Origin of the sequence: Paenibacillus sp. VTT E-133280 (genome assembly GCF_002264385.1) — a bacterium.
Classification (GTDB): domain Bacteria; phylum Bacillota; class Bacilli; order Paenibacillales; family Paenibacillaceae; genus Paenibacillus_AQ; species Paenibacillus_AQ nitricinens.
This window is the reverse complement of sequence record NZ_NFUX01000017.1, coordinates 24,266-39,887: the sequence shown is the minus strand read 5'-3', so window position 1 is coordinate 39,887 and position 15,622 is coordinate 24,266. Positions and strand designations below refer to the sequence as shown.

Genomic DNA, 15,622 nt, shown 5'->3' with positions numbered 1-15,622 from the left:
CGCCCTGTTTGCTTTTTAAAATTCAAAATAATATTTATCTCATTGGGTGATATTCCCATGCTATAATCATTGTTAACTATACTGATTTGGCGGTGACATCTTTGTATCCTAAAATTAATGAATATCTATACATACAGGTTGCTTCCAGTGACGCTGCTGAAGCAGAAGTTGAATATAGATCGAGAATTGCAGAGACGGAGGACGACGCATTCCTCATTGAAATTCCTATGTTGGAGAGTAACGGTCGTCTGAAACGACTTTTTATGGGGGACGAGCTTTCGGTTTATTTTATTACTGAGGGTGGCATTAAAAATTACTTTAATACACATGTTCTGGGGTTTAAAGAAGATGTAATTCGTATGGTCCGGATACAAAAACCAGAGGCGGATTCTATTTTCAAAATTCAGAGACGAAGCTTTTTTCGGGTAAATGCAGATCTTGAATTAGCTGTGAAGGATAACTTTGGAAAAAGATTCCTTGTACGTACAGATGATATCGGTGGCGGAGGAACGTCTTTCTTGGTGGATCACCAAGTGAAGCTCGAGGTGGGAGCGAAATTATCCTGCTGGGTTCTAGTACCTTATCGAAATGGTAGTATTGAGCATGTGGACTTTGAAGGTGAAATAGTTCGGATTAAAAAGCTTGAAAACGGGCGCCAATTGGCCATGCTGAAATTTGTGGCTATTACGGATAATGAGCGTCAGAAAATAATACGTTACTGCTTTGAACGGCAGTTTGATTTCCGCAACCGATAGGCATTTTTCTTAGCTCTATTAAGCGTTCTGATTTTGCACTGAAGTATAAACTGTGGTATAATTTTATAAGTCGCAGGCAATGCCTGCTTTTTTCTTGATAATATCATCAAGCATATCCATTTGTATGTGCTCCTTGATATTGCAGGAACGAACTTGACATCGCTAGATGCTTTTCTTATGAAAGAGTGTTTGAGGAGGAATGCCCCGTTGGATAGGCAGGGTACACATACTTACGACAGAATTAACGTCGCCATCGACGGACCTGCCGGGGCAGGCAAGAGTACTGTAGCCCGATTGGTAGCCCAGAAGTTGTCTTATATTTATGTCGATACAGGCGCAATGTACCGGGCAATCACCTGGTATATGATCCGAGAAGGCATAGAACCGGAAGATCAGAATCAAGTGAACCAGAAAGTTCACGATATGGTTATTGAGCTTATTCCGGAAAAAGACATCCAGAAGGTGCTGATTAATGGGGAAGACGTAACGCCGCATATTCGGAGTCTTCAGGTTAGCGGCCTTGTGTCGCAGTATTCGAAGATCGAAGGTGTAAGGTCCAGACTGAGTCATTTGCAGCGTCAGATGGCGTTTCGCAAAGGCGTTGTAATGGATGGCCGCGATATCGGTACGACCGTGCTGCCCGATGCCGAAGTAAAGATTTTTATGACGGCAAGTGTGGAAGAAAGAGCTCTCCGTCGTTATAAGGAATTGAGAGGCGCGGAATCGGTGACGCTTCAGCAGCTTGAACATGATATTGCACAGCGGGATCGTCTGGATGAAGGACGGGAAATTTCACCGCTGCGCCGTGCGGAAGATGCAATTCTTCTGGACACGACCTTTATGGATATCGATCAAGTTGTGGAGGCCATTGTATCCCATTGTAGATCTCATGTTGACGGGGAGAGAAATCATTTATGATTTATGTATTTTGCCGAGGATTGCTTCGCTTGATTTACGCAATTGTTTTCCCGCTTAAGATTGTGGGGGAAGAGAATGTGCCAAAGGAGGGCGGGGTGCTGCTCTGTGCCAACCATATTAGTTTGCTGGATCCGATGACTATCGGGATTAAGTTAGACCGTCAGGTAAAGTATATGGCTAAGGCAGAACTTTTTAAGGTTCCTGTGCTTGGCTGGCTCATTAACAAATTGGGTGCTTTTCCGGTTAAACGTGGTGGCGTAAGCAAAGAATCCATTAAAACGGCCCTTAACACACTTCGTGGTGGTAATGTCATGGGTATCTTCCCGGAGGGTACGCGGAACTCTGATGCCGGAGTTGCCAAGAAAGGTGCTGCAAGCTTTGCACTTCGAAGCGGTGCTGCAGTTGTTCCAGCCGCAATTGTCGGTGAGTACAAACCCTTTCGACGGATGGTTGTAGTCTATGGGGCTCCTATAGATCTCAGTCAATTTGCCGGTGCAGGAAGTGAATCTCTCGAGGCTGTTACCGATGTCATTATGGAACGCATCAATGAGATGAAGAAGTCGGGTATACCAACCGTTGGTTAAGGGATAAACGGAATCACAAATTTCGTCCTGTGCTATGATTAAATAACGGCATAGTCGCTATTTTTTGGAACATACTATCATCAAGTGTAATTTGTAATACCAAGCAATGCTTGTTTTGAACTCTGCTATACGCAGGTTTAAATAAATGGGGTTTTGAATCGAGGAGGCTAATCACATGTCTGAAGAAATTAAAAATCAGGAAGCTACGGAGAGTAATGAAACCGTAGAAGCGGTGGAATCCGCTGTGACAGAAAATAACGGAGCTGTAGAAGAAGTTGCTGCCGTTAACGAAGAAGAAGTGACTAATCAAGCTGACTTGGAAATCATTTCTTTGAAAAAAGGCGATACCGTGAAAGGAACAATCGTCAAAATCGAAGATAACCAAGCTTATGTAAGCATTGGATATAAATACGACGGTGTGATTCCAATTCGCGAATTGTCCGCAGTACAACTGGACAACGCTGCTGCAGCAGTAGAAGTTGGACAGGAAGTAGAATGTAAAGTTGTTAGCATCAACGACAACAAGGAAAGCCTTGTTCTTTCCAAACGTGCTATTGACAGCGAAAAATCATGGGAAGATCTTGAGAAGTACTTTGCTTCCCAAGAAGCTTTCGAAGTTACTGTGGCTGACGTTGTTAAAGGCGGTCTAGTAGCTGATGTTGGAGCACGTGGATTTATTCCAGCTTCCATGGTTGAGCGTCACTTCGTTGAAGATTTCAGCGATTACAAAGGCCGTACCCTTCGCGTTAAAGTGAAAGAACTTGACCGTGAGAACAGCAAAGTAATCTTGTCCGCTAAAGAAGTTCTCGAAGAAGAGTTCGAAGCTAACAAGCTTAAAATTATGGCTGAACTGTCTGAAGGTCAAATCATTGAAGGTACTGTACAACGTCTGACCCAATTCGGCGCATTTGTTGATGTTGGCGGAGTTGACGGTCTTGTGCACGTATCCGAAATCGCTTGGAATCACGTAGAGAAGCCTTCTGATGTAGTTTCTGAAGGAGATAAAGTACGTGTTAAAGTACTTAAGGTTGATCCTGAAAAAGGAAAAATCAGCCTGAGCATTAAAGCTGCTGCTCCAGGTCCTTGGGACTCTGCTGCTGGCGAAATCAACATCGGTGATGTTGTAACAGGCGTTGTAAAACGTCTTGTGAACTTCGGAGCATTCGTTGAATTGCTTCCAGGTGTGGAAGGTCTTGTGCACATTTCACAAATCTCCCACAAACACATTGCTACTCCACACGAAGTATTGAAAGAAGGACAAGAAGTACAAGTGAAAGTACTGGACTTCAATCCATCCGAGAAACGTGTTAGCCTGAGCATCAAAGAAACTGAAGAAGCTCCAGCACCTACTGCTAGACCTGAACGCAGCAACAGCAGAGACAGAGCTCCTAAAGAAGTATTGAATAACCCTAACGTTTCTCTAAGTAACGAAGGCCTTAGCTTTACGCTTGCTGAACGTTTTGGAGACAAGTTAGACAAATTCAAAGGTAATAACTAATCCTGCTTTTTGAATATACGGGTAAAGTAATCGGCGAGCCCTCGATACGGGGGTTCGCCGATTCTCTTTTTCCAGCGACAGAAAGATTTATTGGAACTAACATGAGTGTTAGCCAATTTTAATGTTTTTTGCTATGATGAGTATCGTAAGGATGACAGGAGGAATGAATATGGCAAGACCCGTTGTGGCAATCGTTGGGAGGCCTAACGTCGGGAAATCGACGATTTTTAATCGGCTGATTGGCGATAGATTGGCCATTGTAGAAGATAAACCGGGGATTACACGTGACCGGATTTATGGTATTTCAGATTGGAACGGTAAGTCGTTCAGTGTGATTGATACCGGAGGTATTGAAATTGATGGAGATGACACGATTCTGAAATCCATCCGCGTTCAAGCGGAGCTGGCGATTGAAGAAGCAGATGTTATTGTATTTATGTGTGAGGCGAAGAGTGGTGTGACGAATTCAGATGAAGAGGTAGCTCAGATTCTGTTCCGTTCAGGTAAACCGATCGTTCTTGCCATCAATAAAGTGGATAATATGAAGCGTGCAGATGATATTTATGAGTTCTATAGCCTGGGCTTTGGAGATCCAATCGGAATTTCCGGTAGTCATGGTACAGGACTCGGTGACTTATTGGACGCTGTTGTAGAACGTCTGCCGGAAAAAATAGATGATGAGTATGATGACGATGTCATTCGTGTAGCTTTGATTGGCCGTCCGAATGTAGGTAAATCCTCTTTAGTTAACGCAATTCTGGGTGAAGAACGCGTTATTGTTAGTGATATTGCAGGTACTACTCGAGATGCTATTGATACACCTTTTGAACGTGATGGACAACGTTATGTGCTTATCGATACTGCAGGTATGCGCAAAAAAGGCAAGGTATATGAGAACATTGAGAAATACAGTGTTATGCGTGCTATGCGGGCGATTGAACGGGCTGATGTGGTTCTCGTTGTAATTAACGGTGAAGAGGGCATTATCGACCAGGACAAGCATATTGCTGGTTATGCACATGAAGCTGGTAAAGCATCTATTTTTGTTGTGAATAAATGGGATGCCATTGAGAAAGACGACAAGACTATGCAGAACTTCGAGTCTAAGATTCGTGACCATTTCTTGTTTATGAGTTACGCACCGGTTGTCTTCTTGTCGGCTTTAACTAAACAGCGCCTGCAAAAACTGCTTCCAGTGGTTCAGCATGTATCTCAACAACATGCACTACGCATTACTACGCATCTGGTGAACGATGTTGTATCGGATGCTATTGCAATTAACCCTCCTCCAACTGACAAAGGCCGTCGCTTACGTATTAACTACGTAACGCAGGTTGCGGTGAAGCCACCGACGATCGTGGTGTTCGTAAATGACCCATCGCTGATGCACTTCTCCTATGAACGTTACTTGGAGAATAAAATCCGCGCGGCGTTTAATTTCGAGGGAACGCCAATCCGTCTCTTTACACGGCGCAAATCCGAAAACGAAGGTTAGGGGAGAAGAAGTGTGGCGCTTGAACTTCTGGTTATCGTTGTAAGCTATTTGCTTGGTTCTGTCAGCTTTAGTGTGCTGTTCGCCAAGCTGCTAAAGGGAATTGATATCCGTCAATATGGGAGCGGCAATGCGGGGGCTACCAATACACTGCGTGTACTGGGAAAAGGCCCTGCGATAGCTGTGCTAGTTCTGGATGTACTGAAGGGTGTTGCCGCAGTTTGGTTAGGAACTTGGGTAGGCGGCTGGGGAACCTGGGTTGCTGCTCTTTGCGGAATCGCTGCCATTGTCGGACATAACTGGCCGCTTTACTTTCGTTTCCGTGGGGGAAAGGGCATCGCTACTACGATCGGTGTTATGGCCACACTGTGTTTATGGCCTGCACTGCTCGCTGGTGCTATCGCCATAGGATCTATCTTTATCACTCGTTACGTATCACTTGGCTCGTTGATTTTTGTCGCGCTGACACCAGTCTTTCTATTGTTGACAGGATTTACACAGCCTGTGCTCTGGACCAGTATTATCATCGCGGTTTTTGCCTTCTGGCGGCACCGGACGAACATTGTTAAGATTGTAGAGGGCCGTGAGAACAAGATAGGCTCAAAAGTAAAAGGAGGGAATCGTGTTGTCTGATAAAGTAACCGTACTAGTAGCGGGGAGCTGGGGAACTGCGCTGGCAAGTGTGCTGGCTGCGAATCACTCGGAAGTTTATCTGTGGACACGTAACTCTGATCAAGCTGCCGAGATCAATGGTTCTCATATCAATAATAAGTATTTACCTGGGATTTCCCTGCCCGCAAACATCATTGCAACCACCGATATGGAGACCGCAGTTTCCGGTTCTAAAGCGGTTGTAATTGTAGCCCCATCTTCAGGTATGCGACAGGTTGCTCGCAGTCTGAAGCCGTTCTGGAAGGATGAAATGCTATGCGTTCATGCTACGAAGGGCTTTGAGACTGAAAGCAAGAAACGGATGTCGATCGTTATTGCTGAAGAACTCGGCTGTGACGAAGGGCAGATTGTCGTTCTCTCCGGACCGAGTCATGCAGAGGAAGTAGTTCGCCTGTGTCCTACTACAGTTGTTGTGGCTTCACCTGATGATAAGCGTACTGCTGAAGCACAGGAATTGTTCATAAACAATGATTTTCGTGTATATACGAACCGTGATCAGGTAGGAGTAGAGCTTGCCGGCGCACTAAAGAATATTATTGCACTCGGTGCAGGTCTATCCGATGGTCTTGGGTTTGGGGATAACGCTAAGGCGGCGCTTCTGACACGTGGTCTGGCCGAGATTTCCCGGGTAGGAGTCGAGCTTGGAGCGAATCCATTGACCTTTGCAGGGCTTGCAGGTGTTGGCGATCTTGTAGTGACTGCTACGAGCCAGCACAGCCGTAACTGGCGTGCTGGCTTTATGCTCGGGCAAGGAAAACCACTGGATGAGGTGCTGGAGTCGATGGGAATGGTTGTCGAAGGTATTCGTACCACGGAGGCTGCTTATGCCATTTCCATCAAGCTAGGGGTCCAAATGCCTATTACAGATCAAATTTATCATGTTCTTTTTAAAGGTAGAAGTCCACGTAGTGCTGTTGAAGCTCTGATGGGCCGTGATCGTAAACCTGAGCTTGAGGCGATTTCTCAGGAAACTTGGGAGCAGTGGCATTCCTGATCCTGTTCACCTTTTTCCGCAAATTCTCATATGTTGTATTGGGGATTGACGGAGGAGGGATGAAAAGTGAGCAGAGATTTTTCCAAGGATGCATTGAACGCCATTAACAAAAAGGCGGGCAAGAACATTACGGAAAGTGCCGTCAAAAAGCTAGCCAGTACGGTCAAACCAGGAACTACGCAGAATGAAGCCCAGCTCCGCCAGTTAATTAAGCAGGTGTCATCGATGGCGAAAGTGCCGGTCAGTGAAGCTACTGTGCAGGAAATTGTTAATGCCGTCAAAAAAGGCGGCGCAGGTTCCGGCACAATGGAGTCTTTAATGAAAATGATGCTTAAAAAATAGCTTTAGGTTGGGTGAGCAAAAGATTCAGAATCCATGAGATTCTGTTATCTTTTGCTCTTTTTTTATTTATTGGTAAACTCTCACAGCTAAAATATCTTAATAATAATATATAAAAAATGATGTTTTTTTACAGAATAGGATAAGGTCATGATATAATAATCCCTAATATATTACAGGCGAATGGGGGCTTTGACCTTGGATCCGATGACAAAAATGTGGTTGTCCCTGATTGCAATGCTGATTATGGGACTGTCTGTATTTCTAATAACTTTTGCTCGGAGCAAAACAAAGGGACTGCTTAAAGCACTGCTGTCTATCCTTGCGTTTATCATCATGTTAGTTGGCCTATTGGGCGGAGTTGTTTCGATTATGTAAGCAGTTACATAATGTTAAGGAAGGAAGTAACATCATGAAATCGCAAAATGGCGTCACCGTTATATTTCAACCTGAAGGTCGTAAAGCTGTGGTAAATCGCGGTATCTCGTTACTGGAAGCAGCTCGTAAAGCCGGAGTGACAATAACCACACGCTGTGGAGGAAAAGCAGGCTGTCTGATGTGCAAGGTTAAAATTGCGAATGAAGAGGCCACAGCGCTGAGACCGCCAGGAGATATTGAACGACGTAAGCTTGGAACTACGTTAGAAGAAGGAGTGCGTCTGGCCTGTCAGGCTGCCGTATGGAGCGATGTGACCGTTCAGGTGCCAGAAGATCCACTTAAGGCTGCTGTACGCCGTAAGCTTGAAGCTGCGCGGCGTGGGGAAGAAGATGAGCTGTGGTAGTGTTAGATTGTCACCGTGGGAGGGACTCGGTTGGAGTTTATACGCAGAAAGAAGAAACTAAAGGCAGGAGCAAGACTTTTTCTAGTAGTGGTGTCAATCACTCTTACTCTTTCGGGATGTCTGTATCCCGGAGAAGAAAAGCGTGCTAGCGTTAATTATCGAGAAAGTGTTAAGCGGATACAAGCCGCCGTTGATGATTTTCAACAGGAGGAAGGTGTGCTTCCGATCCTTAATGCGGATGAAGCCACTCCAAGATATGAGAAGTTCCGGATAGACCTAGGCAAGCTGAACAATAAGGGATATTTGGATGATATTCCGGCTACGGCTTTTGAACAGGGCGGAAGTGCTTATTTTCTTATATTGAATGAGGAAAGCGATCCTGTTGTTAAGGTTATGGATCTTGTTACCGTCCAGAAGGTGAATGATGTGCAGCGTCAGATAAATCGTTATAAATCAGCTCATGACGGCTCTTTGCCCGTACTTGATGAGCTATATCCAGGAGTTTACACCATTGATCATAAGAAGGCAGGTACAAGCTCTATATCATTAACTAGCGTCTATTCCGGTCAGAATCTTGATTTCATTATGGATAAGGCTGGAACGGTCTACGTAGATTATGTCTTTGATATTATAGCTGCCATCGAAAAGAATGGTGGAGAACATGACGAGAAAAAGGACCTGCGACTGGATTTGGAGGAAGCTTCGTATTACGTGCCCGTGAAGTCTTTACCGTATCTATGGATTAACAATCAGCCGGTTCCGCAGCCTCCTAGCTAAAGTTAAAGAACGCCTAATACTTCGGATATTTTCCGAAGTATTAGGCGTTTTTTTGTGTCTTAACAGAAGCTTAACGGTCTGTTATAAATCGCAGATGGAATTAAGGCTAAGTTCAATAGCAGGTAAGACTCGAATGCTAGAATGAAGGTAAGAAAGGAGATTCAGTTCAGGCTAGAGATCAATCATGAAAAATTCGTAATCATTCAAAATTAGTGAAAAAGGATGTTGATGACATGAAAAAAAGATTCATATGGACGCTTTCAGCGGCATTACTCCTGACCCCGCTTATTCCAATAGGCGCGATGGCTTCCAGCAGCGTAGTTGCGGTTTCTTCTAAACCGCTAGAGAAGCTCGCTTCTGAGAAAGCAGCGCTTCTAACTGAACAATATGGGATAACCAGCGTGCAGTATGCCTTGATCGACAATGGAGTGATCAAAGTATCGGGACAATCAGGAATTAACGACATAGAAGGAAAAATCCCTTTAACGAAGGAAACCATCTATGGTATTGGCTCTACGAGCAAAATGTTTACCGCCTCAGCAGTCATGAAATTAGTGGATGAAGGTAAAATCAATCTCGATACACCCGTTGTACAATATATTACGGATTTCATGATGGAAGATGATCGTTACAAAAAGATTACTCCGCGCATGTTGTTGAATCATTCATCAGGTTTTCAAGGTTCGACTTTAGCTAGTGCATTTCTATTTGATGATCCAGATACGTACGTACACGATACGCTGCTAGAGCACTTGTCTACACAGAAATTAAAGGCAGAACCGGGAGCTTTTTCAGTGTATTGCAATGATGGGTTTACGCTCGCAGAAATTCTTGTAGAAAGAGTCAGTAAAATGACTTTCACGGAATTCATTCATCATAATTTTGCTGTACCTATGGGTATGAACCATACCATGACGCCACAAGACAAGGTAGATTCAAGCAAATTTGCAGGTCTTTACTCTCCTGCCTTCGAGGGCCAGCTCCCGACGGAGACGACCAATGCTATTGGTACAGGCGGAATCTACTCTACTGCTGAGGATTTAGTCCGATTCTCGGAAATCTTTACTGGGAAGCGAGCAGATGTACTCTCAACCAAATCAGTACAGGCCATGGAGCAAGAAGAGTATAGAAAGGGATTTTGGCCCAAAGATGACGGGGATAATTCTGCTGACTACGGACTTGGTTGGGACAGTGTACGATTATTCCCTTTTAACGATTATGGTATAAAAGCCCTTGTTAAAGGAGGAGACACACAGATGTATCATTCCTCCCTTGTCGTGCTTCCAGAACAGAATATGGCTGCAGCAGTCATTTCCTCGGGGGGGAGCTCCGTAATTAATCAGCTGCTGGCAAGTGAACTGCTCCTTCAGGCGATGAAAGAGAAGGGCGTAATTAAAGAAATCAAGCCAGATAAATCATTTGGCAAGCCAGTTAAGGCTGACATGCCAAAAGACCTTGTGAAGTTCGCAGGTTATTACAGTGCGCTTAGCAGCCAATGGAAGGTAACTATTAAAGGCGGGGAACTCTTTTTATCAGGAACGACTGCCCCGGAACAAAAATTTATTTACACCACAGATGGAACTTTTGTTGATGAGGAAGGCAGCACAAAGGTTAATTTTGTTAAGGAAAGTAACGGACGGACTTATTTGTGGATGAGTCAGTATATTTCGGTTCCTGAATTAGGCCAGCTTGCATTTTCTGAATACAAGGCGGAGAAATTGGAAGTTGCAGCATTGAATAAAGAAACCGCAGATGCGTGGGCAAAAAGAGAAGGTAAGTCATACTATCCAGTCAGCGAGAAATTCAGTTCCATCACCTATATGAACATGATTAGGCCAACAATACAGACAAGCGAAGGTTACTTCAGAGATATGAAGATAACAGGTCCAAATACGGCTCAGGGCCAGCACGAAATTCCTGGCATCGCGGGCCGGGATACATTGGATATTCTTTTCTATGCAAAAGAAGGCATAGAGTTCTTTAATGCGGCTGGAACCTTGTATATGAGTGAAGACGGCGTGATGCCGCTGTATAAAGGCAAATCGTCGATAACTACGATACAGGCGGATGGTTATGCTAGATGGTTCAGCGTTCCTGAAACAGCAGCTGGAAAGAAAATGGTAGTCAAGATGCCGGCAAAAGGGGCTTTTATGGTATACGATGAAACGGGAGCCCTCGTAAATAACACGGTCATAAGCAGTAAAAATGAAGTTGTACTGCCTGAGAAGGGCTATATTGTATTTGCCGGGAATGCCGGATCTTCTTTTGGTATTGCCCTAGTGAAATAGTGAGTAGAATGAAAGCATTCTAAGCTTCCAAATATTCTATAATTTTCTTCATGCATATCCACTAAAATAGTTCTATCAATGAATCCTACCTCATATGATGAATGAGTAAGCTTCCGGGCGTCAGACGCCTTGCGGCGCGCACAACTGATTTTTAGAAATTACATTGCAAAATGCGCGATTATGGGTCATAAATTCGTTCCGGATACATATGATGATACTAGTCCAAATGCATGTCCGAGCATTCGGAGTTTAGCGCGGGGCCAGTACGTCCCGGTCGAAAGCAGCTAGGCTTCGGGCGGGCATACGATAAGTCCGGTGGATGTCCTGCAAGGGTCAGATTACCGGCGGAACGCGAAGTCGATGCTCTTCAGGCATTTTTTCTTCGGAGTAATATGAGGAGGGGATCTCTTTTGGAAAAAGTGGATATTTTCAAGGACATTGCCGAGCGTACCGGCGGAGACATTTATCTTGGCGTCGTCGGCGCGGTTCGCACGGGGAAATCGACATTTATCAAGCGCTTCATGGAAACAATTGTCCTGCCTAACATCACGAATGAGGCAGATCGGGTAAGAGCTGTGGATGAGCTTCCGCAAAGCGCAGCAGGCAAAACAATTATGACCACTGAACCTAAGTTCGTGCCTAACAGCGCAGTCCAAATCAAGGTTGCGGAAGGGCTTGAGGTTAATGTTCGACTGGTAGACTGTGTGGGTTACGCTGTAGAAGGCGCTAAAGGCTACGAGGATGAGAATGGACCAAGAATGATCTCTACACCTTGGTTTGAGGAGCCAATTCCTTTTCAGGAAGCGGCAGAGATCGGGACCCGTAAGGTCATCCAGGAGCATTCAACGCTTGGTGTTGTAGTAACAACAGATGGTACGATTGCAGAAATTCCGCGGAACTCGTACGTGGACTCTGAAGAACGCGTCATTGCAGAGCTGAAGGAAGTGGGTAAGCCATTTGTGCTGGTCATTAACTCGACTCGGCCACGCAGTGAGGAAGCACAGCAGCTCCGCAGTGAGCTAGCCATCAAATACGATATCCCTGTCATGACGCTCAGCGCAGCAAACATGACTGAAGAGGACGTAACCGGTGTACTTCGTGAAGTATTATACGAATTCCCTGTTCATGAAGTGAATGTGAACTTGCCGAGCTGGGTCATGGTGCTTGGAGAGAATCATTGGCTGCGTAGTAGCTATGAAAACTCCGTTCGCGATACGGTAAAAGACATTCGCCGCTTGCGGGATGTTGACCGGCTCGTATCTCAGTTCACAGAGTATGACTTTATCGATAAAGCTGGCCTAAGTGGTATGAACATGGGTCAGGGTGTAGCAGAGATCGATCTGTATGCCCCAGAAGAGCTGTATGATCAGGTTCTGATGGAGGTAGTAGGGGTTGAAATCCGCGGTAAGGATCACTTGCTCCAGCTGATGCAGGAATTCTCACACGCGAAAAGAGAGTACGACCGTTTCTCGGAAGCTTTAGAAATGGTCAAGACTACCGGTTATGGTATTGCTGCTCCTTCGCTAGCTGAAATGGCGCTAGATGAACCAGAGCTGATTCGTCAAGGCTCTCGCTTCGGGGTTCGCTTAAAGGCCACCGCGCCATCAATTCATATGATTCGTGTTGATGTTGAATCTGAATTCTCACCAATCATTGGTACAGAGAAACAAAGTGAAGAGTTGGTTCGTTATCTGATGCAGGATTTCGAGAACGACCCGATTAAGATTTGGGAATCCGATATTTTTGGGCGCTCCTTGCATTCCATTGTGAGGGAAGGTATACAAGGCAAGATCGCGATGATGCCGGATAATGCACGCTACAAATTGCAAGAAACGCTTGGCCGGATCATCAATGAAGGCTCAGGCGGGCTTATTGCAATTATTCTCTAACTTAAATTTAAGCAGATTGGAAGAGTGGGAGAGATCCCACTCTTTTTATGCGTAAAAATAATGAAACTTGATTCCTAGTTCCTATAATAACGGTGAATCTGACTCAATTTATTTCTGAAAAGAAGAATTAACCTGGTCTTATAGGTCTATAAAATTAGATAGCAATTGGATGTTTATGCAAGTGTAGATGATAATTTCTACTCCTTTTTTGTCTAACTGCTTGAATTTATGGATGGGCTGTATTACTATAAGTTTGTTGCGCTTCAAGGTCTATGGGCGCCAGTGTTCAGTAATAAACGGGATTATCACGTATATTTTACGTTTAAACGGAAACAGTGTATGATACCGGAAATTTACTCAGGGAGGTGAGAAAACATGAATAAATCTGATTTGATCAATGTAGTTACAGAAGCAACTGAACTTCCCAAGAAGGATGCTACTAAAGCTGTAGATGCGGTTTTCGAAGCAATTACAGAAGCGCTGCAAAGCGGTGATAAAGTACAACTGGTTGGATTCGGAAACTTTGAAGTGCGCGAACGTTCCGCACGTAAAGGCCGTAACCCACAAACTGGTGAAGAAATCGAAATTCCTGCAAGCAAGGTACCGGCATTCAAACCTGGTAAAGCGCTGAAAGACGGAATCAAATAAAGATTTCTACATATCAATCCCATAGTCTTTTTAAGTAACAACTATGCCGCCCTCCAAGGCGGCATTTGTTTTTTGGAATAGCATGGGCTGTACATTAGGTTTAGAGGAGGATCAGCGATGACGGATAAAAATACGAGCGAAAATCCGCTTCCGACAGGTAGCGACTATATTGTGGTGAAGGCTAAAGAAAATGGCGTTCAAGTCATTGGGCTAACTAGAGGTACGGATACGCGCTTTCATCATACAGAGAAGCTAGACAAGGGTGAGGTGTTGATTGCCCAGTTTACCGATCATACCTCAGCAATGAAAATTCGCGGAAAAGCTGAGATTTTAACGAAACACGGACAATTGGAAAGCGAAAGCTGAAAAGCAGGCATAGCCTGCTTTTTTTCAAAATATAGTAAGGGTGAATGATCATATCCACAAAAAAGTGGGTACTATGGATAAGGGGGGCGTGTCCATGAACAAAGCCTGGTTGATTGGTGCCGTATTACTCTTGACTGCGACCTCTGCTATTATTTTGCCGAAACTGGCAGACTTAGACTCATCCGTACAGCAGAGAAATGGGACAGTGGAGACTTTTACCGGCAACCATAACACAGTGCTTGACAACGACAATCTTGTTGATGTTCTGGGCGCTCTTCCGTTGACCTTACCCATAGATAGCGTAGGCTGGGAAGATCATGTTCTGTCACTGGATCTGAAAGTGAGCGGGAACGATCATGAACCTGAGGAACTCTATCAAAATATGGCTCAGGCTATATCCTTTGCCATTCAAGAAACCTCGAATGTGGATCAACTTCTACTTCGCATTGTGGTAGAAGATAAATGGCTTGGTAGCCGCCGGCTGCTGTTAGCCGGGGATATCAGACGTTCTGAGTGGTCTTATACGCTGCAAGATGAACTTCAGTCTGCGGGTAATCATCCTATATCGGATCGTCTCAAAACGGGCTTCCGCATTAGTGAAACCGAGCTCTGGAAGAAACAGTTCATTTATCCTTGAATGGATTAAAAGAAACTCAGGCGTACCACAGTGCGTGACAAAAAAACATGTGATATAATAGACAAGATTGTGAACAAACGAATTATTATTATGTCAATGGCTTCGGAGGCTGAAATGAAACCGTACTGCATACCGCAACTGGCTAAACCCTACACCGACTACGACATGATTCAGAAGCATACGGATTTGCCGCCGTTTTCTGATGGCCGGGGTCATTTGTTATATATTTTTCTAAATCATGCTTCTTCTGCAAAAGGAAGTGCCGGAGAGTTGTACACGCTTGTGACAGCGCTTGTTCAACTAGGTCTGGATACGCATGAGGTCATTGACCGTTCGAATGATAGACGGGGGGGAGACCCTATGCGTTCCCGTCAATTGAAGGTACTGGCTGGCGATTACTTCAGTAGCTGGTTTTACCATTTGCTTGCAAAGAGTGATCAGATCGAGATGATTGGAATCTTGAGTAAGGCGATTGCAGATTTCAATGTCTTGAAAGCGAATCTCTACGTGAAGATGAGAGGCATACGTCTTTCGGCTGAACAATACTTGCGGCACATGGTACAGCTGAATATGCGGCTGTTCCTTTCTTTTACGCCTATGATTGAGAACTCCTTAGTGGAGTTGTGGGAGAAACTGCTGGCAGAATTCAGTCAGTGTGAGACCGTTGCTATTGAGCTTCTTCGTAGTGATAATCCTGCGAATGCAGGGAATGGTTATTGCTACTGGAAGATGATGGAGACTGCAACGGAGGAAGAACGCAAGCAACTTCAAGACCTGAACCTTGATCAGAAGGAATGGAAGATGCTGAAAATGAAATATAAATGTGATTCGCAACTGACGGACAAGCTTCATCAATCGCTTCAGTCTATTCAGGGACTATTGCAAAGCGTTAATGACGAGAGTTTACTTAGAGAGCTAGAGATCGCGCTGGATCGTTTTCTCCTGCAGATGAAGGTCACAGGACAAGCAGCCGTGGAGGGTTAA

Annotated in this window: 17 protein-coding genes; all 17 read left to right on the top strand. The window is 44.7% G+C overall.

All coding sequences use genetic code 11. The annotated features are described in order from the left end of the window. The first annotated feature begins 101 nt into the window (after positions 1-101). The 17 genes from CA600_RS10130 (at position 102) to CA600_RS10050 (ending at position 15,622) form a co-directional block, all read left to right on the top strand. Positions 102-755, top strand: a complete 654-nt coding sequence (locus CA600_RS10130; protein WP_094870074.1) for a flagellar brake protein — start codon at positions 102-104, stop codon at positions 753-755. Between the two features lie 207 nt (positions 756-962). After that, positions 963-1,673, top strand: coding sequence for a (d)CMP kinase (gene cmk / locus CA600_RS10125; RefSeq protein ID WP_256989804.1), 711 nt, complete (start codon positions 963-965; stop codon positions 1,671-1,673). Then, positions 1,670-2,257 (top strand): lysophospholipid acyltransferase family protein, encoded by a 588-nt coding sequence (locus tag CA600_RS10120; protein ID WP_094870073.1) that lies wholly within the window; start codon positions 1,670-1,672, stop codon positions 2,255-2,257. The genes cmk and CA600_RS10120 overlap by 4 nt, the downstream gene beginning before the upstream one ends. 175 nt (positions 2,258-2,432) lie before the next feature. Beyond that, positions 2,433-3,755 carry a 30S ribosomal protein S1 gene (gene rpsA / locus CA600_RS10115; RefSeq protein ID WP_179281584.1) on the top strand — a complete coding sequence of 441 codons (1,323 nt, stop codon included), beginning with the start codon at positions 2,433-2,435 and terminating at the stop codon, positions 3,753-3,755. 169 nt (positions 3,756-3,924) lie between these two features. After that, on the top strand, positions 3,925-5,250 hold the full coding sequence (gene der, locus CA600_RS10110) for a ribosome biogenesis GTPase Der (RefSeq protein WP_042190218.1): 1,326 nt from the start codon (positions 3,925-3,927) through the stop codon (positions 5,248-5,250). A 12-nt stretch (positions 5,251-5,262) separates the two neighbouring features. Next, positions 5,263-5,880 (top strand): glycerol-3-phosphate 1-O-acyltransferase PlsY, encoded by a 618-nt coding sequence (gene plsY, locus CA600_RS10105; RefSeq protein ID WP_094870072.1) that lies wholly within the window; start codon positions 5,263-5,265, stop codon positions 5,878-5,880. Further along, positions 5,873-6,913, top strand: a complete 1,041-nt coding sequence (locus CA600_RS10100; RefSeq protein WP_094870071.1) for an NAD(P)H-dependent glycerol-3-phosphate dehydrogenase — start codon at positions 5,873-5,875, stop codon at positions 6,911-6,913. Before plsY ends, CA600_RS10100 begins: the two co-directional genes overlap by 8 nt. Before the next feature lie 66 nt (positions 6,914-6,979). After that, entirely contained in the window at positions 6,980-7,255 is a 276-nt protein-coding gene (locus tag CA600_RS10095) for a stage VI sporulation protein F (protein ID WP_076284557.1), read from the top strand. Between the two features lie 195 nt (positions 7,256-7,450). After that, on the top strand, positions 7,451-7,630 hold the full coding sequence (locus CA600_RS10090; protein ID WP_094870070.1) for a DUF2768 family protein: 180 nt from the start codon (positions 7,451-7,453) through the stop codon (positions 7,628-7,630). Between the two features lie 34 nt (positions 7,631-7,664). Beyond that, entirely contained in the window at positions 7,665-8,033 is a 369-nt protein-coding gene (locus CA600_RS10085; RefSeq protein WP_094870069.1) for a 2Fe-2S iron-sulfur cluster-binding protein, read from the top strand. Between the two features lie 30 nt (positions 8,034-8,063). Next, positions 8,064-8,810, top strand: a complete 747-nt coding sequence (locus CA600_RS10080; RefSeq protein WP_256989803.1) for a hypothetical protein — start codon at positions 8,064-8,066, stop codon at positions 8,808-8,810. A gap of 233 nt (positions 8,811-9,043) precedes the next feature. After that, a complete protein-coding gene (locus CA600_RS10075; RefSeq protein ID WP_094870068.1) occupies positions 9,044-11,098 on the top strand; it encodes a serine hydrolase domain-containing protein in 2,055 nt (684 codons plus the stop codon). A gap of 410 nt (positions 11,099-11,508) precedes the next feature. Next, the gene (spoIVA, locus tag CA600_RS10070) at positions 11,509-12,987 is read left to right on the top strand and encodes a stage IV sporulation protein A (RefSeq protein ID WP_094870067.1); all 1,479 of its coding nucleotides are present in this window, start codon (positions 11,509-11,511) and stop codon (positions 12,985-12,987) included. Positions 12,988-13,362: 375 nt separating this feature from the next. Further along, complete coding sequence (locus CA600_RS10065) at positions 13,363-13,635, top strand: HU family DNA-binding protein (protein WP_036676223.1); 273 nt, start codon at positions 13,363-13,365, stop codon at positions 13,633-13,635. Between the two features lie 117 nt (positions 13,636-13,752). Next, the gene (gene mtrB / locus CA600_RS10060; protein WP_042190204.1) at positions 13,753-14,001 is read left to right on the top strand and encodes a trp RNA-binding attenuation protein MtrB; all 249 of its coding nucleotides are present in this window, start codon (positions 13,753-13,755) and stop codon (positions 13,999-14,001) included. Positions 14,002-14,095: 94 nt separating this feature from the next. Next, on the top strand, positions 14,096-14,638 hold the full coding sequence (locus tag CA600_RS10055; protein WP_094870066.1) for a hypothetical protein: 543 nt from the start codon (positions 14,096-14,098) through the stop codon (positions 14,636-14,638). Positions 14,639-14,668: 30 nt separating this feature from the next. Continuing rightward, positions 14,669-15,622, top strand: coding sequence for a heptaprenyl diphosphate synthase component 1 (locus tag CA600_RS10050; protein WP_256989802.1), 954 nt, complete (start codon positions 14,669-14,671; stop codon positions 15,620-15,622).